This is a genomic window from uncultured Shewanella sp., from assembly GCF_947501665.1.
Taxonomy (GTDB): domain Bacteria; phylum Pseudomonadota; class Gammaproteobacteria; order Enterobacterales; family Shewanellaceae; genus Shewanella.
Genome location: NZ_CANMWS010000033.1, coordinates 18,131 through 40,455 on the forward strand (window position 1 = coordinate 18,131; position 22,325 = coordinate 40,455).

The window sequence follows — 22,325 nt, forward strand, 5'->3', positions numbered from 1 at the left end:
CATACTTTTTATCGAATATTGAATGTCTTAATGAGTATTGATAAATGAGATTTTATATCAAAATCATGGAATAAGCTTAAAAAATCTGTATTTAATTTCTTATCGAGTAATTTTCGGTATGCAGTTGGTGTTAAATATAAACACTCCATTTCTATTGATGATAGAGAGTAATGAGTTGGGGTGAGGGCATAAGGTAACCAAGCATAAATGTATTGGTTAATGGATGAGAACATCTCATCATGATTTTTCATACTGATTGTTATGTCATTATCTTTTTTGATTAAATTAAATGTTTTACATATTTCAGCTATATTTTCATCAAATATAGCTTTTTCCTTATACTCTAAGAAGCTATTCATTTTTTGATAGAGTGAGTCTATATTGGCATTATTTTTTCCGTAGGTAAAAAGGGCTGTTATCATTTTTTCTTTGTCACTAAATAAGTACATTCCATTCAGTTGAAAGCCAATTTCACTTGCTAAACTGTCGATATTATTTTCTGAAAAAGGACGTAATGAAATTGTTTTTGTATCGACATAAACAGAGGTAGAGTATGATAAAACTTGCCTTAATCTTTCTAAAATAATACGTATTGAAAATGGCTTGTTTTTTGGCCACTGACCTTTATTTCTGACGACAGGAAATAAATCAAAATCTAATATTTTAGTATATTGTACTTTAATGATGACCATATCTTCATAATCTGATTTTAATAAATACTTCAATAACCCCAGTTTCATTTTTATTGTATTTCCCGATACTGAAAATGTCCCTTCTGGATATAGGAAAAATGAAAGATCATGGTTTTTTGATTCCGAAATAAACTCTTGGAGTATAAGTTTATCATTATTACTCATTTTTTTATCTCTTTTAATAAAGCTGGTGGATATTTTGTAGAAAATATTGAGCGGGAAAATATTTAGGTGGGATGATGTGAAGAACAATACATATGAAAAGCTGGTTCTGTGTCTAGAAAATAATTCTGAAATAATAAAAGGATCACTGTGACACAAGTGATTTGAGATGAATATAGTCGCATTTAATTTTTTGTTTAAGCAATAGGTTGATTTTTTTGATTCAACAATCTCTTTTAAAGATAAAAACTCAAATGTTTTATATACTAATTTTAGTAAAAACAAACTTAAGAATTGACCTGTCGGAATAGTATCCTCTAATCTTTCGCTGTTATGGTGAGAGAGCTTGTGTTTAATCTTTCTCATTATCGAACGAAACTTAACATTAACATTTAAATCGTAATGCTGAGGAGGTTTAGTATAGTTTTTTATGGTTTTAATTTTAGTGTTCATATCAATTCCTTATTATATATTCAGTGTGTTTTAAACCGATGTGAGTCCAAAACGTTTAAATTCATCCATACTAAACTGATAGTAACCATTAATTTTGTTGCATAGATATTGATAATTTCTATTATTTCTTTTTTTATTTTTACTTTCTTTATCATTGACGGTGATATCTAAATTTACTTTATCTTGATGGAATACTTTTGCATGTTTCATAAAGTTTGGCTTAATATTTAGCTGACTAATAACTTTATAGGCTAAGTCGATATCATCATATCCCCAGCTTCCGTCGTAATATTCATCAAAAAGTCCTACGTCTAAGATATCTTGTTTTTTAAAGACCATATTACAGCCATAAAAATGTCCCCAAGGATGCTCTGTATGGGGTAAATACTCTATCTTTCCTAGTCGTCTGTCTTTGAGTAAACCATAATTAGATGGACTATGAACTCTTGGACAATTATTAAGGTGGTTATTATCGATATTCATCTTATGTGTATTAATATTTTCAACATGAATGAACTCTCTGAGGCCGGTAAGGCAAATATTTTCACCTTTTGATGTAATTTCATCATTTATATTACTTAGATAATCCGGGGAGGGGATACAGTCACTATCAGAAAACACACACCACTTATTATTCGCAATGTTCACTCCGAGGTTTCTGGCAGAGTTGAGTGAAAAGTTATTCAATAATTTTGGTCTGAAAAATAAACTTAAATTAAACTTATCTCTGTACTGGTGATAGCAGTCAATGATTTCTTTATGGCTTGAATTATTATCAATGAGTATAACTTCAAAATTGTCATAGGAGTATGTTTGATTTGCGTACCCATGTAATGTATTAAGCAATAAGTCGCTGTTATTATAACAAGGAATGATAATACTAAATTTTTCACTCATAACGACTCACCTTAAATTTCTTAATTAAGGTTCTATTTTAGTATTTGTTAGCAGTAAAAACATACACCTTGAGTATGAAAGGCATACTGAACATTCGTATATAATAAGATTTAATTTAGTACTTTTTTACTAACCGTAAGAATAAATAAGTGAGTATTATGTAATACTTTATTAATGATAAGAGCCCATAATCGCCTATTATTCATAAGCGATTATATGTATTTAAAAACAACTTCTGTTATTATGGTGAAGTGTGTTTTTGATTTTTTTCTAGTATTGTTACTGGTTTACCTTTTACTCCGGCATAAAACACAATAATTTCTGCAGGTGTTTTTCCTTCATTTTTACCATAGTGCCAAATATTGACAAGTTCTGTAATACTATCTCCTGCTTTAAGGTGGAGTGTTTTACCATTATCTTCTCTGACAACGGTTAATTGACCTTTGGTTAATATACCTGCATTAATATAGGGATGTTCATGTATAGGTAAAGAGACACCAGGTTGAATTGTGATTTTTAAAATAGTGACTTCAGGTTGGCCAGTAGGATAGCTTGGTAATGGGCTACCATCCCAACTGATATCTGATTGGGTGATGACATCAACGGCAATACCTTGTTGTTTTGCCTCTGATGATTGAGCGTAGGCGTAACTATTGAAGAAGAAATAAAATACTAACAAAAGGGAGGAGATTGAAATATTCATGGCTTTTTCCTTTGTAATGTTAATGAGACAAAAAAATATCTGTTGTTACATTAGTAACTTAATACTGAATATTATGGGGTTATTTATTTGATGGGGTTATCTTTAAGTCCGGCTAACGTCACAATATGGGTGTCCATATTATCGATACTGTGTTGATTACGGTTTTCCCAATATTCCCTAATACCTTTATGCCCTTTGGCTGAGGACCAATTATCTAATTGTTCACGATCTTGATTATAGTCAAAAAAAGGAACGGACATGCCGCAGGAGGTTTGTACCATGTCTATATCAAGGAGATAGAATTGCCGTGTCCCCGTATTTTTAGGAAAGAAATCGACATATGTTGACCATTTTTTATCGCTTGGGTGTACCGCTGTGGCTTTACCATAAAGCCTTAAAATAATGGGGTTGCCTTCAAAGGCGCAAAACATGATTGTCATGCGTGGGTTTTGATGTAAATGTGCCGCTGTTTCATTGCCACTGCCGGTATAGTTTTGCCATATCACTTGATTTTCATTAACGATCCGAAAACTATCTCCGCCTTTAGGGGATACATTGACGCGACCAGAAGTGGCTGCCGTTCCTACGAAGAATATTTTTTGTTGTTTAATGAAATCAATTTGTTGAATATTTAAGTGTTTGAATTTTTTACCCATGACAACCACACAATTCATAGTGAATAAAATTGATTATATCGACTCTTTTAAGCTAATAAAATTGATTCTTGGATTTAATGATGAAGGTTAAGAATGATGTTCATATTGATTGATGATTAAGGGGACACCTTTGGTCGATAATTACTAGGTAGGTAATAATACCTACAGTTGTCTCATTACGATTGTTAATAACAGTCATTATGGCAAGTTATAATGACTTTGCTATCAATATTATTTCATTTTATTATCCCGCCTTTTATTTGTCTTTGTTCGTTATTCGGCGTCAGTATTCGTGTGATAAGCGGTATTGCTTTTTGTTGATGCATAGGAGCTGAATCGATTTTGTTATTATTATATCAATTTAAATTAATATTCTGCCGTTATAGAATAACAATGTGGCAATACAGTTTTGTATGAGATAATCTGGCATTAGGTTCAAAAGTTCTGACAAATATTGTGGTTTTTGGCTCTATCTATGTTGAATTTTCTATTAATAACAGGCCACGAGAGCCGATATTTATCTTGAGATTGACAAAAATGTTGGCGTTTAGCAAAAAGAGATATAGATAAAGCAAATAATTGAGTTTTCAATGATTTCAAGTATTCCTGTATTGATATTCGACATTCATTATTCTGAGTTTAGGTATAGATAATATTTGCCTATTCTTTCCACTTGTTGAAAAAGGTTTGTGAATATTAGGGGTGGTTAAGCATAATTTGATATTTGGCGTAGCCCTGACTGTCTACTTCTTTATTAATCATTTTTATGGTTTGGTGTTCAATAATGAACTCCTTAGCAGATAAGGTATTTTGTGTTTGAAAAAAAATGGCTAAAGGCGTTTTGCTTTTGATGGGACTTAGACGCCAATTCTCGCTTGGAGTAATATCTATTTGTCCGTTTTCTTGGGTTTGTTCAGTGATGTAATGTGCAAGTAGTGTTTGAATATCATTTGGAAAGCTAAAAATGACATGTTTAGGACCTGTTCCTGGAAACTTACCCGCAAAGGCCCGGTAGTTATTAGTGATCACGATAAAATCGTGGTCATAAAAAGCCTCACCAGATAATCGTTCACCAGCTTCAGTAATATAATGAAGATTGGTTATTCTATGTGATTTTATCGATGTTATTGGGATACATTGCTCATTGTACCGGCTAGGCTGAGTGACATCGATTTGATATTGAATATTTTTAATGATATCAAAGTCAGCGCTGTGATGGTGTGTCCAATTAATTAAGTTTTGGGGGGCTGGATTATGAGGGTTAATTTGATTAAATTGATTGGCACTACACTCTAGCCATTCTTTAATGAGTCTTCCTGAAATTTTAACGGCAGCTAAAGTGTTGGAATAAGGGTAAAGGGAGATAATATCTTGGTGGGTAATTTCACCTACCCCAATATCAACGAATTGTTTAGCATCTCTTACCGTATGATTTCCGCCAGCTTTAGCGGTTGAAACAGCGGACAAAATCGGAATATTCTGAAAAACGGGATCGGCTTTTATGGTGGCTTTTACCGCATGTATTTGTAAGTCAGATAAGAGTTGGGTGATGGCGGAATCTTGAATTAGGGCAAGAGCACTGTATAACGGCGTGGCTGTTACTCCACGATTATGGTTAGAGAAGTGTAAAATAGCTTTATGGACTTCCACTAAAGCATCTTCAATTTTTTTATCGGGTAATACTGAGGCTTGCTGCTCAAAAATTGGTTTTGCTTGCGAATGTGAATTGATGACAGTCCATTTTCCTTCAACGCGATTTAAGGTCAAATCAATCACGCCTAAATGGCTTCCCCAATAACCCGGTGCAACTGCTGGAATACCATTAATGGTTCCTTTTTCAATATCACTATTCCACAGGTTGGTATATTGTTTTGATGGAAAAGCTTGATGACTATGACCAAATAATATTGCATTGATACCCTCGACATCGGTTAAGTGAATGACGGCATTATCGGCGGCAAAAACCAATTTATTTTGTTTAAAAGCAATACCTGAATGTGGAATAGCTAAAATTAAGTCAGCCCCTTTTTTTTTCATTTCGGGAATGAACTTTTCAGCAGTATCCACGATGTTTTTTATGGTTATTTTCTCTGCTAGTGAGTTATTAAGCCATGTATTCACCTTAGGATCAACAAAACCAATATAGCCAATGTTGATATTGTGCTCATTGCCTTGATTATCAATTAGCGTGGTGGCTTTTATCAGATAAGGGGTAAAAAGATTTTCACCTTGTTGACGACCATTGTCACAGAGAGCGACATTACAATAGACGTTAGCGTTGATGAATGGAAAATTAGCGCTATTGATTGCCCATTCAAAAAATGGCATACCGTTAGTAAAGTCTTGAATACCGATGTTACTCACGGTGTAATTGAGTAAATTCATGGCTAAAAAAACTGGGTGAGGGTGCAATTTTTGAGGGCCTAATGCATTTGCATAGTCTCCCATTGGACTACCCTGTAATAAGTCTCCGTTATTAATTAATATATTATTGGGATTGTTTTGACGGGCTTTGTTGATTAAGCTGGCCGTTCGTGCCAGTCCCAGTCTAGGATCGTTCTGACCAATAAAGTAATTGAAATCTTTCATATTCGCTTGTAAATCACTGGTTTCAAGCAGGCGTAAGTTAATATGTGTTTGTTGGTTTTTGATTATGGCTGCTTGTTCGTCAAGCTGCTCTTGGATGGCATCATCAGAGCTGCAAGCAAACAGTAAACTAATGATAATGAAATTAAACCCAATACGATGTGTATTCATATATTTTTAACTTCTCATTCCTTTGAAAAAAGCCGATAAATATCCTGAAAGAAGGTGTTGAAGTGTGAGACTCTTTATTACTTAAAGAATAGTGGATGACGGGTCTTTACGCTATTGTTTTAGAGACAAACGAAAAAGCACAGTGCAATGCACTGTGCTTTTTTGACTGGTTATTAATAAGCTAAAAGATTATTTTTGTAATAATCCTCGACTTCGTAATAGTGGTTCAATACCTGCTTCTTTACCTCTAAATTGCTTATAAAGCACCATAGGATCTTGGCTACCGCCTTGTGAAAGTACAGTGCTTTTGAATGCCTGAGAGGTTGCTTGGTCAAAAATGCCATTTTCTTTAAATGCTTCATAGGCATCAGCACCTAATATATCAGACCATAAGTAACTGTAATAACCTGCAGAATAGCCTCCTGCAAAGATGTGTGAGAAGTAAGTACTATGATAACGCGGGGATATTTCCTCAATCAAGCCCATGTTATTTAGTGAATCAGTTTCAAATTTGGCGGCATCTTTTGGGGTAAAGTCGGTAATGGTATGCCAGTCTAAATCGAGTTTTGTGGCTGCCATGTATTCCACGGTTGCGAAACCTTGGTTAAATTTGCTGGCGGCTTGTATTTTATTCACAAGTGATTGTGGGATCACTTCGCCTGTTTGATAATGCGTAGCAAATTGGGCTAATACCTCAGGCTCAGTCATCCAGTTTTCCATGACTTGTGATGGAAACTCGACATAATCACGAGGAACAGATGTGCCGGCTTGTGAGCGATATTGTACTTGAGATAATATGCCGTGTAATGCATGTCCAAATTCATGAAATAAGGTGCTGGCTTCATCAAAAGTCAATAATGCGGGATCATCGCCAGCTGGACGAGGGTAGTTTAAGACGTTTGAAATAATCGGTTTAGAATTCACGCCATTCATATTATATTGCTGACGATAAGCATTCATCCAGGCACCGCCACGTTTACTGTCACGGACATAATAATCCCCCATAAAGATGGCAATGCTTTCCCCTTTTTCATTAAAGATCTCCCAAGTTCGAACCTCTTCATGGTATTTAGGCAGATCAGTTCGCTCTTTTGCGGTAATGCCATAGAGACGATTGGCAGTATAAAACACCCCTTTAAGTGTGTTTTCAAGTGAAAAATAGGGGCGAGTTTGCTGTTCGTTAAAGCTGTATTTTGCCACACGGATTTTATCTGAGTAATACCACCAATCCCAAGCTTGTAGCTGAAATTTTTCTCCTTTTTTATCAATGAGTTTTTGCATTTCAGCAACTTCAGCTTCAGCTTGTGCCAGTGCTGCTGGCCAGACTTTATCCAATAACCCATATACATTTTCAGGTGTTTTTGCCGTGCGCTCTTGAAGGACTAAGTGGGCGTGAGTCGAGTAGCCCATTAATTGGGCACGTTGCGCTCTTAAGGCTGCAATTTTTGAGATGATTTTTTTATTATCATTGGCATTATCATTATTAGCACGTTTAATATAGCCATTGTAAATTTTTTCTCGTAAAGCCCTATCATCTGCATAAGTTAGAAAGGGAGTTATAGAGGGCCGTTGCGTTGTAAATACCCACTTGCCAGAATGACCGCGTTTAATGGCGGTTTGTGCTGCCGTTTCAATAACATCTTCCGGCAGACCGGATAACTGGGTTTTATTATCAACCACTAATTCAAATGCATTAGTTTCAGCTAATAAATTATCCCCAAAAGAGAGACTGAGCTTGCTGATTGACTCGTTGAGTCCCCGTAGCGTGTCTTTATCTTTTTCATTGAGGTTAGCCCCCCCTCGTGCAAAGGCTTGGTATGTATCTTCTAATAATTTCGCTTGTTCAGTGGACAGCTCTAGGCTATCTCGCTGCTGATAAACGGTTTTAATGCGTTGAAATAATTTGTCATTAAGGTAAATGTCATCTTCAGATGCAGAGAGCATAGGTGTGATAACTTTTGACACAGCTTGTAGTTCTTCACTCGTGTCTGCACCTGTAAGATTAAAGAATACATTGGCGACTTTGATAGTGAGATCACCTGAAAACTCCAGTGCTTCAATGGTATTGGCAAAAGTAGCAGGTTCTGGGTTACTGGTAATGGCATTGATCTCAGCTTGATGTTGAGCAATACCAGCTTCAAAAGCGGGTTGAAAATGAGCGGTCTCGATTTTATCAAAATCAGGGATATTGTAATAAGTACCATAAGGCTTAAAGAATGGATTGTCAGCATTGTTGTTAATAATATTTTGTGCGACAACATTAGGGTTGGTATTTTGTTGTGTTGTTGTGTTTGCTGTATTACAGCCACTTAGTGCTAAGGTCAATGCGATAGCCGATACAAGTGGTTTTAGGGTTAGTCCCTTCATCTTAATCTCCCCGAAGATAAGTTTGTTCTTTTTTGTTTCATATTTGTGTTTCTATTTTCTACCTCTTTAAATACCATGTTTGAATGATGTAAATCCATTAAACTTGTTCTTTAATTGTAACTAATTTTGTAAGCGGTGGTTTTTTACGCTATCAGGGAGACGTTAGTGAATTTTATTGTTAACTTGTGTAGTGTTTGAGCAATTTTGGAAGGGGGGATTTCTAACGCAGGAAAGCAGGATATTGCTGTTAAGTTAATAGATAGAAGGGGTTTCGTTTAGGCTTATGGAACTCAAAAAGGCGAGGATATCGGGAAAGATGATTGCCCTTAAATACGAAAAAAGTATTGAGTGAGCAATCATTTTATTGTGTCATTTTGGGGTTAATAGCCTAACGTTTCACTGCCGGATCTGCGTAAGTCAGAAAACCCAGTTAAGCCGTTCTCTGTCATCATGATAGATTGAGTCGATCCCATTGCATTTTTAATTACCACTTGATGACCTTTATTTTCTAGGATTTCAATAGTGTCTTTATTAATGCCTTGCTCAACGCGAATTTCATCGGGTAGCCATTGATGATGAATGCGGGGGGCAATTGAAGCCTCCGCAATATTGAGGTGATGATCGATCACATTTAAAATGATTTGCAGTGTTGTGGTAATAATACGAGAACCGCCAGGGCTGCCAGTAACAATATAAGGTTTGCCATCTTGCATGACAATAGTGGGGCTCATTGAACTTAAAGGGCGTTTTTTAGGCTCAACGGCATTGGCATGACCGCCGATAAGGCCATAGCCATTAGGGGTTCCCGCTTTGGCTGAAAAGTCATCCATTTCATTATTGAGTAAAACACCAGTCCCTTGAGCAACTAATCCAGAACCATAACTGAAGTTCAAAGTATAGGTATTTGATACGGCATTTCCCCATTTATCAACCACAGAGAAATGAGTGGTTTGATCACTTTCATAAGGTGTTAAATCACCGGGTTTAATTTCTGCACTTGGGGTGACTTTATTAAGGTTTATTTCCGATGCTAATTTTTTTGCATAGGCTTTACTGGTTAAGGTTTTAACGGGAACATTGTAAAAGTCGGGATCACCTAGGTACTCACTTCGATCGGCATAAGCGCGTTTCATTGCCTCACTCATTAAATGAATACTGCTCGCAGTATTTAAGCCTAACTTATCCATTGGAAAGTTTTCTAGAATATTAAGCATTTGAATGATGTGTACACCGCCTGAAGAAGGTGGGGGCATGGAGACCACTTGATATCCACGATATGTCCCTTCAACAGGCGTACGTTCAACAGCCTGATAATCTGTTAAATCATCCAAGGTCATCACACCACCGGCTTTTTTGACAGCATTGACTATTTTTTTTGCGGTTTCACCTTCATAGAAACCTTTACTGCCTTTTTGGGCAATTAATGCCAAGGTATGGGCGAGTTCTGGTTGCGTAAAGCGTTCCCCAATTTGGTAATTTGTGCCATCAGCTTTATAAAAAACAGCTTGGGTGCTAGGCCATTTAGTTAAGCGTTTTTTGGCACTCAGGAGCGAGAGAGCCAAATCTGGTGTCATGATGATACCTTTTAATGCCATATCGATTGCGGGCTGCGTGACTTGCTCCATGCTCATGGTGCCATATTTTTTTAAAGCAAGTTCCATGCCCATCACGGTACCGGGTACGCCAACGGATAATCCATGTTCACGACTGAGAGTGGCATTTGGATGACCGTTTTCATCGAGAAAAATGTCTTTATGGGCTTTTTCTGGTGCCATTTCACGGTAATCAATAGCAATATTTTTGTTTTCTTTGGCGAGATGGATGAGCATAAAGCCTCCGCCCCCTAGGTTACCAGCTCTTGGTAGCGTGACGGCTAAGCTAAAGGCGACGGCAACGGCAGCATCGACAGCATTACCTCCTTGTTTTAAAATTTTAACACCTGCTTGTGTAGCGATTGCTTCTTGGCTGGAGACCATGCCATGTTTTGCCCAAATGGGCTGAGCAGTTGCTAAGTGTGTGTAAAGTGGTGCAGGATCCGTCGGTTGAGTGGGGGGGGTGTTAGCTAGGGCTAAGAAAGGTAACACCATAAAAAATGTAAAAATGGCGGTCTTGAGCGATCGCATTACAGCTCCTTTTTATTCATGTTTTTATCTTTGTAATCTGACTATTATCACTTGTAAATGCAAGTATTAGTGCTTCTTATTGGCATATTCATGTCTTTTGGGATTTAATGATAATTTGAGGTGTTTTAATTGTTTGTTTTTAGCTAATGATTTGATGTGTAAATTTTGCAAGCTATATTTTGATAAGAATGAAAGTGGAATAATATGAGTTCTTTCAGTACAGTAAAACCATAGTTAACCTGAACTCGGGATTTCGAGTCTAATAACGGGTTATTAGTAGAAAACACAACATAGATAGGGGCAAAAATAGCGCTATTAAGCGGCGCTGCTTATCCCGAGTCCAGGTTAGTTAATCTAATGCTAACCAAACGCCTACAGCTATCATAAGTGTGCCCGCGAGCCTATTCATCCATTTTACATTATCGCCACGGCTTAAAAATAGTTTGAGACTCTTACCACCGGAAGCATAAATAGTCATGCTCACAAACTCTGTGATCATAATGATCCCGACTAATGCTATAAGTTGCGGTGTGACGGGGGCATTGTCATGAATAAAAGGAGGCAGTAAAGAGATCATAAACGCCCAGCCTTTTGGGTTGGCGATAGCGGTAATAAAGCCTTGAGACATTAATACGCGATTGTTGACATCGGGAACTTGGTTATGGGTTGCTAGGGCCATTTTACCTTTGGCCCGCCACATGTTAATACCAATATAGATGAGATAAATACCGCCCAACCATTTTAAGGCAATAAAGAGGTGAGGATAATTTAGCATAATACTTGCTGCGCCTAATGCGGCAGAAATGGCTACGAGTGCAATGCCTATCAGTTCGCCTAACATCATCCAAAAGGTTCGACGTAAGCCGATACTCATGCCTAAGGTCATGGCGAGTGTCATACACATACCTGGCGTAATCGACACGAAAAAAAAAGTCGGGATAAAAAGAGTGAGCAATGTGAGATCAGGCATGAGTAACAGACAGCTTTTGTTAGACATATTCAGCGTCTAGTGTAGTCAATTGTGGTTCAATAGTGCAACCTATATCCTTGATTATGGGATGAACGGGTTTTTGATTGTTATCTAAAATGAAGCTTAGTGATTTGTTATTGTCACAATAGCCTAATATCGATTTGTTGAGGTTTGTATCTTTCAGATTTTCTATTGTCAATTTTTGATGTAAGGAAATAGGGTGTTGGTTTACGGCTATAGCCGCTAAACATTGTTATTTGATTATAATTGGTGTTTACTATTGCGGTGTTTTTTATTTATAGCGAGCCATTAGAGATGCTACCTTTTTTGATAGTGACAAAAATGTAAGCATAAAATATACCGTTAAAACTCATTGGAATATAATTTAATATTGTTACTTTAAAAGTAGTAATTAAGTTTTTGTTTGAGTGTTCTTGAGTTGAGATTAATGAGTTTCCTAAGCTAACAAAAAATAGAAAGTGGACTAATATATATTATTCTTATAATGAATACAGGATATTTAATGACATGAAATGGATTTATTTTGTTATATTTTCTTTGTTTAGTGCAGTTTCTTATGCCGAGCCCTTAAATATTGTTGGGCAATGGCAGGGGGAGTACCGTATATATGTCTATCATAATGGGGAGAGTCATAAAGGGCTTGCGAGTTTAATGTTTACCGTGACAGAACAAGATAAAGAGTTTTTGCATGCGAAATATGTTTGGCAATTGAATAAGGCTAATGTGGCGAAACCTGACGTTGCGGGTAAACAGGTAAAGGGGGCTGAAGAGGAGTTATTGGGCATATTCAGCTTTAATGAAAAGGATATTACATTTATTGAAACGGAAGACAATGGTGTGCTTAAAATGACAATCATTGATAATGACACGATTCAGGCTGTTTATCATGAAAATCAACATCATGAAGCGACTTTATATCGTGTTAAGCTTAAACGTGTTAAATAGGAATATATATTGAAAAGCCTGTTGGATATCAACAGGCTACGGTTTGGATAAGCGCATTATCGATTATAAAACACCACGCTTCATTTGATCCCGTTCGATGGATTCAAACAGTGCAGTAAAATTACCTTCTCCAAAACCAAGGTTATTGCGTCTTTGAATAATTTCAATGAAGATCGGGCCAAACAAATTCTTAGTGAAAATTTGTAATAAGTAGCCATTTTCATCTCCATCAATGAGGATTTGGTGGTCTTTGATTTTTTGACGATCTTCCGTTACTTGAGGCAGTTTTTCAAAAATAGTGTCGTAATATTCAGGAATGATGTCTAAAGTTTGAATCGCAGAGCCTTTCATCGCATCTAGTGATGCCACGATATCTCGACTGCTAAATGCTAAATGTTGTACGCCTGGGCCATCATAATCTCTCAGGTATTCATCGATTTGATTTTTGTCATTGCCTTTTCCTTCATTGATGGGAATACAAAAGCTACCATCGGGTGAGCGGAGTGCATAAGAGATCAGTGCTGTTTGGCTACCTTTGATATCGAAATAACGGACTTCAGTAAAGCCAAAAATATCTTTATAGAAATTAGACCAATATTCCATCGTGCCCTTATAGACATTATTGGTAAGATGATCAACGGCAAGAAAGCCTTTTTCTTGAGTATGAATTGGGGCTTGTAGATCGTCAAAGTCAGTTTGATAAATATTGTTATCTTCACCAAAGGTATCAATGAAATAAATCAAACTGTCCCCAATACCATAGATAGCAGGATAAGGCAGATCGGTATTTTTAGGATTGGCTCCCTTCGCCCCTCTTTCAATCGCTGTATTAAAGGCAAAACCGGCATCTTCAACACGCCAGCCCATAGAGCAAATTGCTGGGCCATGGGTTTTAGCAAATTCAGCAGAAAAGCCTTTATGTTCAGTATTCAATAAAAAATTGATGTCATTTTGCTGATAATACAGAATGTCTTTATTCTTGGCTTTTTTGAGTAAAGAAAAACCAAAATCAATAAATATGTCGTGCATGTAATTATGATCAGGCGTGGCAAATTCAGTAAATTCAATACCAAGTAGACCTAGTGGGTTCTGTTCGCTTGCCATGTGAATATCCTCTTTCAATGTGCTAATGCTTTAGTGGCTACGTTGTTATTTTTCTAACCACGAGCGGTTATAGTCTTTTTGCATGCAATTTTTGACATGCATTGTGAGGTGTAATGGATTAAATGTATCGATCATCACCGCATATTCATGGGTTTCTTTCTTGCCAATGGAGGCTTCTGTTCGACCCGGTTGAGGGCCATGAGGGACCCCTTTTTGATGTAACGTCATGTATCCCGCTTTAATATCTGTTCTACTCATAAAGTCGCCGTCGACATAATAGATAACCTCATCGCTGTCGATATTGTTATGGTAATACGGTGCTGGAATAGATAAGGGATGGAAGTCATAAGGTCTAGGAACAAAATTACAGATCACAAAGTTATGCGCACTGAACACAACATGCTCTGAAGGAGGTAAGTGAATTTGTCCGACTTTGGGGGCATAATCTTCAATGTTAAAGGCCCATGGGTACACAAATCCATCCCAACCGACTAAATCAAAAGGATGCCACTCTAGAGAAATATGCTGATATTGCTCGCCAAACTTACTAATTAAGGTAAAGTCGCCTTGTTCAACGATAGCGTCTTCTAAAATCGGTGTACGAATATCGCGTTCGCAATAGGGAGCAGACTCTAATAGCTGGCCATATTCATTGCGAAAGTGCTTAGGGATTTCAATCATTGAAAATGATTCAATAATCAGTAATCGTACATTTTGATAGTTATCAAATTTAAGTTGGTAAGTTGTTCCTCTTGGAATAACTAAATAATCCCACTTTTTCACATGGATAGTGCCATATTCGCTATAAAGTCTTCCTTGTCCTTCATGGACAAAAATCACTTCATCAGCATAAGCATTGCGATAAAACGCACTGGTGTCTTCAGTGACATGGGCTGTGTAGAAGGAGACGTCAGTATTATGAAATATTTTATTGCGTGCATTAAAGAAGTGACCAGGCTTGTCAGCCTGTGTGGTGTCGAGTTTATAATTTTGAATTAACGTATCTTGCCAAGGCTCTCCGTGAGAAAGGGAATGTTGAGTCACATTGAGTGCTTTTGTTGGCATGTTATGATGATATTTATTGGAATAAATATTAGCAAAACCATGGGTTGAAAATAACTCTTCACGGTATAGTTCGCCATTTTCTTTTTTAAATTGAATGTGGCGTTTATCAGGGATTTGGCCTTGTTTAATATAAAATGGCATGTGGCTCTTCCTCAATGCGTATCACGCAATATTTACACTTCATATGATCCTTAAGATCAATTTAGTTGCTTAAACAAACAAAAAAAAGAATAATAATTTTATCAAAACCATCTATTTTTTTGATGGTAAATGATTATTTACAGGGAGAATGAGATGCGTGTTGATATTGATGTCTTTAAAATGCTGGAAGTGTTAGTTGAAGAAGGAAGCTTTACTAAAGCTGCAGAGCGGCTGCATAAGGCACAATCGGCGATCAGTTATCAAGTCAAAAAGTTGGAGCAACATTTAGGGATCACACTTTTTAATCGAGATCAATACCGAGCAGAATTAACCCCAGAGGGGAAAATCATTCTTGTAGAGGGACAAAAGTTATTACATAACTTGGCCAATATTGAACATTTGGCGAGTCGATTCAGTGAAGGTTGGGAGCCTAAATTGGAGCTTATCATTGATGGTGCTCTACCTATGGAACCTATCATGCGAGCGTTAAAGCGTTTATCCAGTTATCAGATCCCCACAAAAATACAGCTTAATATGGAGTTTTTGGGAGGGGTACAGCATCGATTTGAGCGTAATAAGGCCGATTTAATGCTGGTGAAAGATTATCGAACAGGACCGCATTATCAACCTAAATCGTTACCGGAAATTACCAGCATTCTTGTGGCCAGTTGTGATCATGTATTGGCCAGTAAAACCCAGTTAAGTTTGTATGAGTTGCAGCATCATATTGAGTTAACGATTGAAGATTCATCCCCCGAAAAAAATCGTTTAGATGAACTGCAATTTGGGGGTGATAAAGTGTTTTATCTATCAGGATTTATGATGAAAAAAAATGCGCTTTTAATGGGAGTGGGTTTTGGATGGATGCCTGATTTTTTGATAGAGCAAGAGCTTAAGAAGGGAACGCTGGTGGAATTAGATTTTATGGGGGGCAGCCGTTTTAGTTTTACACCTCAGCTGGTTTCGACCTTAGAGCGTCCTTTAGGTCGAGGTGGACAACTCTTAACAAATTTAATCTTAGAGGAATTTGAAAAATAAAGTTGATAAGTTCTAATGCATTTTCTTGTGTTGTGAAGGGATTATTTAGCTTGAATGATGTGATGGGGACTCTTAGGTGATGATACCTGCTTATATTAAGTGGGTTAACTGTTTAGTGCTTTTAGCTATTCATCCGTATTATCTATGGGCTTATTTGAGAAAGTCCTGTAAGCTTTTCTCAAAAAAGAAAGTGGCAATAAACATGAAATTGGCTAAAATTTTTGTGTGATAATGAATAATTATCAATAAGGAGTTTGATAATAATGCTGTGGTTTTTAAAGCGCTGTGTTTCCTTCGTGTTTAGTGGACTTCTCTGTGTTGGGAATAAGCTTATCCGTTCTAAGTTTTTTCGATATCAACGATGGTTATTCATTTTTCCTTTTTTAGTCGCACCTATTCGCGCAGATACCCTATATTTAACGTCCCTTAATTGGGCACCTTATTCCAGTGAGCAACTCGACAATAAAGGGGCTGTCATTGCCGTGACCCGAGCAGCGTTAAAAGCAATGGGGCATGAGTTAGTGGTTGACTTTTATCCTTGGAATCGTGCGGTTAGATTAGCGACACGCAGTCATACAAAATATTTAGGCTATATTCCAGAATATATTTTTCCTGCTGATCATTTAGCGTTTTCAGTCGCGATAGGCTCCAGTTTATTAGTTATTGTTGAGAATAAAGATAATCCTATTTATTGGGAAAAGTTGTCTGATTTGAATCAATATACTATTGGCGTCGTGAAAGGTTACGTCAATACTGCTGAATTTGATGGCATGATTGCGTCTGGCGTACAGCGTGTTGAAATGGTGACTTCAGATGATCAAAATATCCGCAAAGTTGTATCGGGTAGAGTGAATGGTGCCGTTATTGATTTACATGTATTAAAGTATTTATTGGCTAGAGAGGGGATGGAGCCTTTAAGGAAGAAAATACAAGTCAATGAGCATTCTTTAGTAGAAAAGGAGCTTTTTGTCGCATTTCGTAATACACCTGAAGGAAGGCGGTGGCGAGATATATTTAATCAAGGCTTGGAAAAAATTGACGTTGATGCTCTTATGGAAGCAAGTATGCCTACAACCAATCCACACTGATAGCAGCTACCATTGTGGACTGGCTAAAGGCTTACTCGGGTTATCACTGGGTACTGATGACAGTTTGTCCAATGGGGATCACCGTGAGTTTGGCTAATTTTAAATGTTGAAAAGCGAAAGGGATCCCGATAATCGTGATAGCACTGGCAATGGCACAAACAATATGGCCTATTGCGAGCCAAAAACCGATTAAGATAAACCAAACAATGTTGCCTAGCATACCGAATGCTCCTGTACCAATATCACTGTGACCGGTTATGCTTTGTCTATTCACGGTATCTTGGCCAAATGGCCAAAATGTCATTTCTCCAATGATGAAGCAGGATTTAGCAAAAGGGATCCCGATAATACTAATAATACATAATAGTCCCGCTAGCCACCATGCGAGTCCCATAATGAATCCACCCATAATAAACCAAGCAATGTTAAATGCTAAGCGTAATACTGCCATGTAGTACTCCTTGTTAAATGTGATTTGTTTGGTGCCTTGGTTTATCGCTAAAGCAATACATGAAGCTGTTAGGCACTCGATTGATATCATATATAGAATAACAAGCTAATTTCATGCCAATGTTTAATAATCTGTTTTTTAAAGCTATTTTTATTTTTTTAACATAAAAATTTTGTTATAGACTATTTTTTAATGAAATTGACTATTCTATTTTGGTTTTGACTATTGGCAGCGTAAAATAGTGATGATTGAGCATGCTATGGATGAGTTAAGTTGTGAAGTTAGTTAATACACCTGTGGAAAAAGTTGATTTTTTGGGACATGCTGTTTTTGTAAAGCGGGATGATTTATTACACGCTGAATTTTCAGGTAACAAAGCACGTAAATTTCGCTTCTTTTTGGATCATGACTTTCCACATGTGAAACGGATTATCAGTTATGGTAACCCTCAGTCTAATTCTATGTATTCATTATCGGCTTTGGCAAAAATAAGAGGTTGGCAATTTGATTATTATGTTGATCATGTTGCTAAGCAAATATTGAATGCTGCTGACGGTAACTTTAAGCGTGCATGGCTCAATGGGGCGAACATCATCGATTTAAATACGGTATCTGATAGACAGGGTCGCAGTTGCTTAGCGTATATCGAAAATGTTTTGCTAAAGAATGATCAAGCAACCTTGTTCATTCCTGAAGGGGGGCGTTGTGAGTATGCAAAATACGGTGTGTCTCTATTAGGAAAAGAAATAGTGACATGGATGCAAGCACAAAAATTGAATGAAATGGTGGTTTTTCTACCATCAGGAACCGGCACCACAGCGCTTTATTTGTCCGCTTTTTTTAAAGAAAATAATTATCCTATTGAGGTGATGACCTGCGCTGCTGTCGGCAGTAGTGACTACCTTAGACAACAGTTTAAAGAATTAATGAAGGATCCTACTTTTTTCCCTACAGTTTTAGAAAGTGATAAAAAATATCATTTTGGAAAGTTGTACCGTTCTTTTTATGACATTTGGCAGCAACTCAATGAAACGGGTATTGAATTTGACTTACTTTACGATCCATTAGGTTGGATAGTATTGCTGTCTTATCTTGAGGGGGATGATAACCGGTCTGTATTATATCTTCACCAAGGGGGGCTGTTAGGCAATGCAACAATGTTACCGCGATATAGAAGAAAGTTTGATTGCCTATCGAAATGAACTGTCGTTTAGGCAGTGTTATTGCTCATTTGGTCAGGTGCTGGATCTGTGAAAGGGATACCACCTGAACCAAATGAATTGACTTTGAAAGCTGCACAATAACAGTCCTAACTGTTTGTTTAAGTAACAAACATTCGATACGAGTGAGAGGAAGAGAGTATCGAAAAGTCGTTTTTACTTTTTACTTATTGCTTGAGAGTAACCATTTCATAAATTTTAACGCTTCGGTGCGTTTTGAAAAGGTTTCTCGATTTTTTCCTCGGCTATCCGTAAAAGCGATAGACGATTTATTGACTGAAATAGAGTTAACTGGAAAGTCGACTGTAATTTCATGTCCATTCACTAGGTATGACATAGGCCACACTCCTTTTTGATTATACTGCCTGTTTTTGACAGTGAGTTTTTAATAATAAAATATCCTTAGCGAATAGCAAAAGATGAACATTCAGTATTTTGATACTCCCATTTACAAATAGCATATAGAAATCAGTCTGTCCAAATATTAGCCGTTAATGATCTCAATATGACGTCTTTCAAAATACTTTAAACAGTGAAACACACAGTTATGACAGTAAAATGACGACGATGCTAGCTGGAGTTTTTACGTTAACGCTGTGAAGAAAATCAAACCTGTAAACGGGGGGATTTGCAGCAGTATAAAACATATAAGGGAACACCAAAAACGCATCTAGGTTATTAGATGAGCAACGGCTTGTCAAGTTTTGCCGAAAGTCATTACACCCCCACAGTTGGAAAAAGGGAGCATTTCGAGTCATGTAAGTGCATTTTAGCAATGCACTTTCTTAGTGAAATGGTTAACTATTCAGCTTCTATTTTGACTAAAGCGGTTGCCAATTCAATAGGATCGACTTCTAGACAAGGCTGGTTCTCAATCCAATTAACACCAATTAATACGCCATCATCATTAAGATCGCTGATCCATTCTTCCAATAAACTTTCAAGACTAATTGATACAGCTTGGTATTCAGCCCATTCTTCTGTGCAATGACTTTTAGCTTGGGTTTCGTTTGACCATAATGGCATGACGTCGGTATTTTCAAATTCTGCAGAGTCACACACGACCCAGCCTTCACCAGCCTTATCTTGTAGGCCCCATACGCGTTGTTGTTCTTTAACGTTATTAATAAAAGTGTCTAATATAGGATCCATATTTGTCATAGTGCTTCTCTTGGCAGGATGAAAAGGGGAATAAGGCGCTAGTGTGCAGCCGCTACGGTTGTTAATCAAGTTTTAATGATTAAAAAGTCATGGTTCCAGTCAAGGTTAGGAATATTGTATTAAAAATGAGAACTAAAGGATTAAATTATGGTCAATTCAATTAAATTTGCCGAGTTTTCACATGTTCCATTAGTAAGATATGGTGCTTTAGTCTAGAGTGATGATTAGCAAATTTGAATCGAACATCTACTTTTTGGGAGTCTTCTTATTTATGAAATTTATCCCCTTAGCTTCAATGCTTATCTTTTCAAGTGTTTATATTCCAAACGTGGCCGCACAAGACTTTGATGTGTGTGTTAAGCGTTTACAAGCCACTGCACAAGAGCAGGGATTATCTCAAGATATCATCCAACATACTTTAGCGAATGTTAAATATGTCCCTCGTGTGGTGGAACTTGATAATCAGCAGCCTGAATTTAGTCAAACCTTTGAAGGTTATTATACTAAACGGGTGACAGATGCTCGTGTTGAGCAAGGCAGGCAGCTATTAAAAGACAATCGTGAATTTTTAGAACAGTTAACGAAAAAATACGGGATCCCCCCTCAGTATTTATTGGCTTTTTGGGGGTTAGAAACGAATTTTGGTGGTTATAAAGGAAAAATGCCAGTATTAGATTCGTTAGCAACGTTAGCCTGCTTACCTCGTCGCAGCGAGTACTTTACAGGCGAGTTAATGCAAGCATTAAAACTTAAACAAAAATATGGTTTTAATCAAGCTGACATGGTGGGGTCATGGGCTGGCGCGATGGGGCACACGCAGTTTATGCCTTCAGCTTATGCGCAATATGCCATAGACGCTGATGGCAGCGGTAAAGCTGATCTGTGGAATAGTCAAGTCGATGCGTTGACCTCTGCGGCTTATTTTTTACAACAATTAGGTTGGCATAGAGACGAGCGTTGGGGAAGAGAAGTCATTTTACCTCGAGGATTTTCTTACCAAAATGTAGGAAAGTCACAAACTAAATCGCTTACACAGTGGTCAAAACTTGGCGTACTCAATACCAATCGAACGGCATTGAGTACGCCTGATATGCAAGCGACGTTATATTTGCCTTCGGGTCATTTAGGGCCAGCATTTTTAGCGTATGAAAACTTTGACGTGATCATGCGTTGGAATCGTTCGACATTTTATGCTTTAGCTGTGGGGAAATTGGCGGATCGCATTAACGGTGGCGGGGTATTAACCAATACACCGCCGAAAATGCCAAGGTTGAGCCGAGAAAAACTGAAGGCCTTGCAAACGTCGCTGAATGAGAAAGGTTTTGATGTAGGAAAAGCCGATGGCGTATTGGGCACGCGTTCAATAAAAGGCTTGCAAGATTACCAACAGAGCCAAGGATTAATTGCTGACGGCTATCCGAGTGTGGCGACATTAGATGCTTTAGGTGTGTCAAGATAGTTTTCATGTGCTTAAACGGATAAAAGAGCTAGAGCCAAAGGCCTGCATTTGATAAGCTGCCGCCATTGATAAGAGTTAAGGATAGTTATGAGTATTAATGATGATATGGTTGTGCAGTTTAATTATACATTGCGCGATGAAAAAGGTGATGTATTAGAAACGAATGAAGGGCATGATCCCATCGCTTATTTACACGGTCATGACAATATGATGCCAGGGGTGGAAAAGTCGATTGAAGGTAAAGAGGTGGGTGAAAAATTCACTGTCACCTTACCGGCCGCTGAGACTTATGGGGAACGTAATGAAGAGGCAGAACAACGTGTTTCTGTGAAGCATTTGCAAGGCGCTAAAGTGTGGAAACCAGGCATGAGAGCCTTGATTAATACCGAACAAGGGCAACGTCAAGTGACTATCATCAAAGTAGGCAAATTTATGGCCACTGTGGATGTGAATCATCCATTAGCAGGCCGTGAATTGACGTTTGATATTGAACTGCTTGATGCCCGTGACGCTACGGCAGAAGAAATTGCCCATGGTCATGCTCATGGCAAAGGCGGACATCAGCATTAAGGCATTGTTCTACTTTAAAGCTCAAGGCTTTCAACAGTCTTGGGCTTTTATATCATGAGATCACAATGATTATTGACTTTTCCCAAGGCAAAATAATTGTTACGCCTGATGAAGTACAAATTCGTTTCGAACATGCCACGCTTTATGGTATGGCGGAAGATATTAAGTTTAAAAAAGATGTGCTTATTATGTATGCAGATGCGGGTGCCGTTCGCTGGAGTATGACATTGGATTCGGTAGAACAGTTATTACAGATAAAAGACACATTAATGATATAAGGAA

The 22,325-nt window shown here is 37.5% G+C and carries 20 protein-coding genes; 7 read left to right on the plus strand and 13 right to left on the minus strand.

Translation table 11 applies throughout. The features are described 5' to 3' along the window. Positions 1-8 precede the first annotated feature (8 nt). From Q0976_RS20760 to Q0976_RS20795, 8 genes are all read right to left on the minus strand, one after another. On the minus strand, positions 9-1,307 hold the full coding sequence (locus tag Q0976_RS20760; RefSeq protein ID WP_299496009.1) for a 1-acyl-sn-glycerol-3-phosphate acyltransferase: 1,299 nt from the start codon (positions 1,305-1,307) through the stop codon (positions 9-11). Between the two features lie 30 nt (positions 1,308-1,337). Next, the gene (locus Q0976_RS20765) at positions 1,338-2,204 is read right to left on the minus strand and encodes a glycosyltransferase family 2 protein (RefSeq protein ID WP_299496011.1); all 867 of its coding nucleotides are present in this window, start codon (positions 2,202-2,204) and stop codon (positions 1,338-1,340) included. 241 nt (positions 2,205-2,445) lie between these two features. After that, positions 2,446-2,907, minus strand: a complete 462-nt coding sequence (locus tag Q0976_RS20770; RefSeq protein ID WP_299496013.1) for a cupin domain-containing protein — start codon at positions 2,905-2,907, stop codon at positions 2,446-2,448. Positions 2,908-2,990: 83 nt separating this feature from the next. Beyond that, positions 2,991-3,563, minus strand: a complete 573-nt coding sequence (locus Q0976_RS20775) for a pyridoxamine 5'-phosphate oxidase family protein (protein WP_299496015.1) — start codon at positions 3,561-3,563, stop codon at positions 2,991-2,993. Between the two features lie 696 nt (positions 3,564-4,259). Further along, positions 4,260-6,320, minus strand: coding sequence for a bifunctional 2',3'-cyclic-nucleotide 2'-phosphodiesterase/3'-nucleotidase (locus Q0976_RS20780; protein ID WP_299496018.1), 2,061 nt, complete (start codon positions 6,318-6,320; stop codon positions 4,260-4,262). Positions 6,321-6,509: 189 nt separating this feature from the next. Next, on the minus strand, positions 6,510-8,687 hold the full coding sequence (locus Q0976_RS20785; RefSeq protein ID WP_299496020.1) for a M3 family metallopeptidase: 2,178 nt from the start codon (positions 8,685-8,687) through the stop codon (positions 6,510-6,512). A gap of 380 nt (positions 8,688-9,067) precedes the next feature. Continuing rightward, a complete protein-coding gene (gene ggt, locus Q0976_RS20790) occupies positions 9,068-10,810 on the minus strand; it encodes a gamma-glutamyltransferase (protein ID WP_299496022.1) in 1,743 nt (580 codons plus the stop codon). Positions 10,811-11,159: 349 nt separating this feature from the next. Then, on the minus strand, positions 11,160-11,780 hold the full coding sequence (locus Q0976_RS20795; protein ID WP_299496086.1) for a LysE family translocator: 621 nt from the start codon (positions 11,778-11,780) through the stop codon (positions 11,160-11,162). 528 nt (positions 11,781-12,308) lie between these two features. Here Q0976_RS20795 and Q0976_RS20800 point away from each other — a divergent pair. Beyond that, positions 12,309-12,746 (plus strand): hypothetical protein, encoded by a 438-nt coding sequence (locus Q0976_RS20800; protein ID WP_299496025.1) that lies wholly within the window; start codon positions 12,309-12,311, stop codon positions 12,744-12,746. A gap of 63 nt (positions 12,747-12,809) precedes the next feature. On the opposite strand, the gene hppD is transcribed toward Q0976_RS20800, so the two are convergent. After that, positions 12,810-13,850, minus strand: coding sequence for a 4-hydroxyphenylpyruvate dioxygenase (gene hppD / locus Q0976_RS20805; protein ID WP_299496027.1), 1,041 nt, complete (start codon positions 13,848-13,850; stop codon positions 12,810-12,812). A gap of 45 nt (positions 13,851-13,895) precedes the next feature. Beyond that, positions 13,896-15,056: a homogentisate 1,2-dioxygenase gene (locus tag Q0976_RS20810; protein ID WP_299496029.1), complete on the minus strand. Its 1,161-nt coding sequence runs from the start codon at positions 15,054-15,056 to the stop codon at positions 13,896-13,898. Between the two features lie 153 nt (positions 15,057-15,209). Between Q0976_RS20810 and Q0976_RS20815 the strand changes: the two genes are divergently transcribed. Both Q0976_RS20815 and Q0976_RS20820 read left to right on the plus strand, forming a co-directional pair. Then, positions 15,210-16,094, plus strand: a complete 885-nt coding sequence (locus Q0976_RS20815; RefSeq protein WP_299496031.1) for a LysR family transcriptional regulator — start codon at positions 15,210-15,212, stop codon at positions 16,092-16,094. 263 nt (positions 16,095-16,357) lie between these two features. Then, on the plus strand, positions 16,358-17,182 hold the full coding sequence (locus Q0976_RS20820) for a transporter substrate-binding domain-containing protein (protein WP_299496033.1): 825 nt from the start codon (positions 16,358-16,360) through the stop codon (positions 17,180-17,182). Positions 17,183-17,225: 43 nt separating this feature from the next. Here Q0976_RS20820 and Q0976_RS20825 read toward each other — a convergent pair whose 3' ends face one another. Further along, positions 17,226-17,633: a YccF domain-containing protein gene (locus Q0976_RS20825; protein ID WP_299496035.1), complete on the minus strand. Its 408-nt coding sequence runs from the start codon at positions 17,631-17,633 to the stop codon at positions 17,226-17,228. A gap of 275 nt (positions 17,634-17,908) precedes the next feature. On the opposite strand from Q0976_RS20825, the gene Q0976_RS20830 reads away from it, so the two are divergent. Further along, entirely contained in the window at positions 17,909-18,835 is a 927-nt protein-coding gene (locus Q0976_RS20830; RefSeq protein WP_299496037.1) for a pyridoxal-phosphate dependent enzyme, read from the plus strand. Between the two features lie 181 nt (positions 18,836-19,016). Here Q0976_RS20830 and Q0976_RS20835 read toward each other — a convergent pair whose 3' ends face one another. Both Q0976_RS20835 and Q0976_RS20840 read right to left on the minus strand, forming a co-directional pair. Further along, complete coding sequence (locus Q0976_RS20835; RefSeq protein WP_299496040.1) at positions 19,017-19,190, minus strand: hypothetical protein; 174 nt, start codon at positions 19,188-19,190, stop codon at positions 19,017-19,019. 464 nt (positions 19,191-19,654) lie between these two features. Next, positions 19,655-20,014, minus strand: coding sequence for a DUF2750 domain-containing protein (locus tag Q0976_RS20840; RefSeq protein ID WP_299496044.1), 360 nt, complete (start codon positions 20,012-20,014; stop codon positions 19,655-19,657). Between the two features lie 271 nt (positions 20,015-20,285). On the opposite strand from Q0976_RS20840, the gene Q0976_RS20845 reads away from it, so the two are divergent. The 3 genes from Q0976_RS20845 (at position 20,286) to Q0976_RS20855 (ending at position 22,321) form a co-directional block, all read left to right on the plus strand. Then, positions 20,286-21,473, plus strand: a complete 1,188-nt coding sequence (locus tag Q0976_RS20845; RefSeq protein WP_299496047.1) for a lytic murein transglycosylase — start codon at positions 20,286-20,288, stop codon at positions 21,471-21,473. Between the two features lie 87 nt (positions 21,474-21,560). Then, positions 21,561-22,043, plus strand: coding sequence for a peptidylprolyl isomerase (locus tag Q0976_RS20850; RefSeq protein ID WP_299496050.1), 483 nt, complete (start codon positions 21,561-21,563; stop codon positions 22,041-22,043). A 65-nt stretch (positions 22,044-22,108) separates the two neighbouring features. Next, entirely contained in the window at positions 22,109-22,321 is a 213-nt protein-coding gene (locus Q0976_RS20855) for a DUF3389 family protein (protein WP_299496053.1), read from the plus strand. Positions 22,322-22,325: the final 4 nt, after the last annotated feature.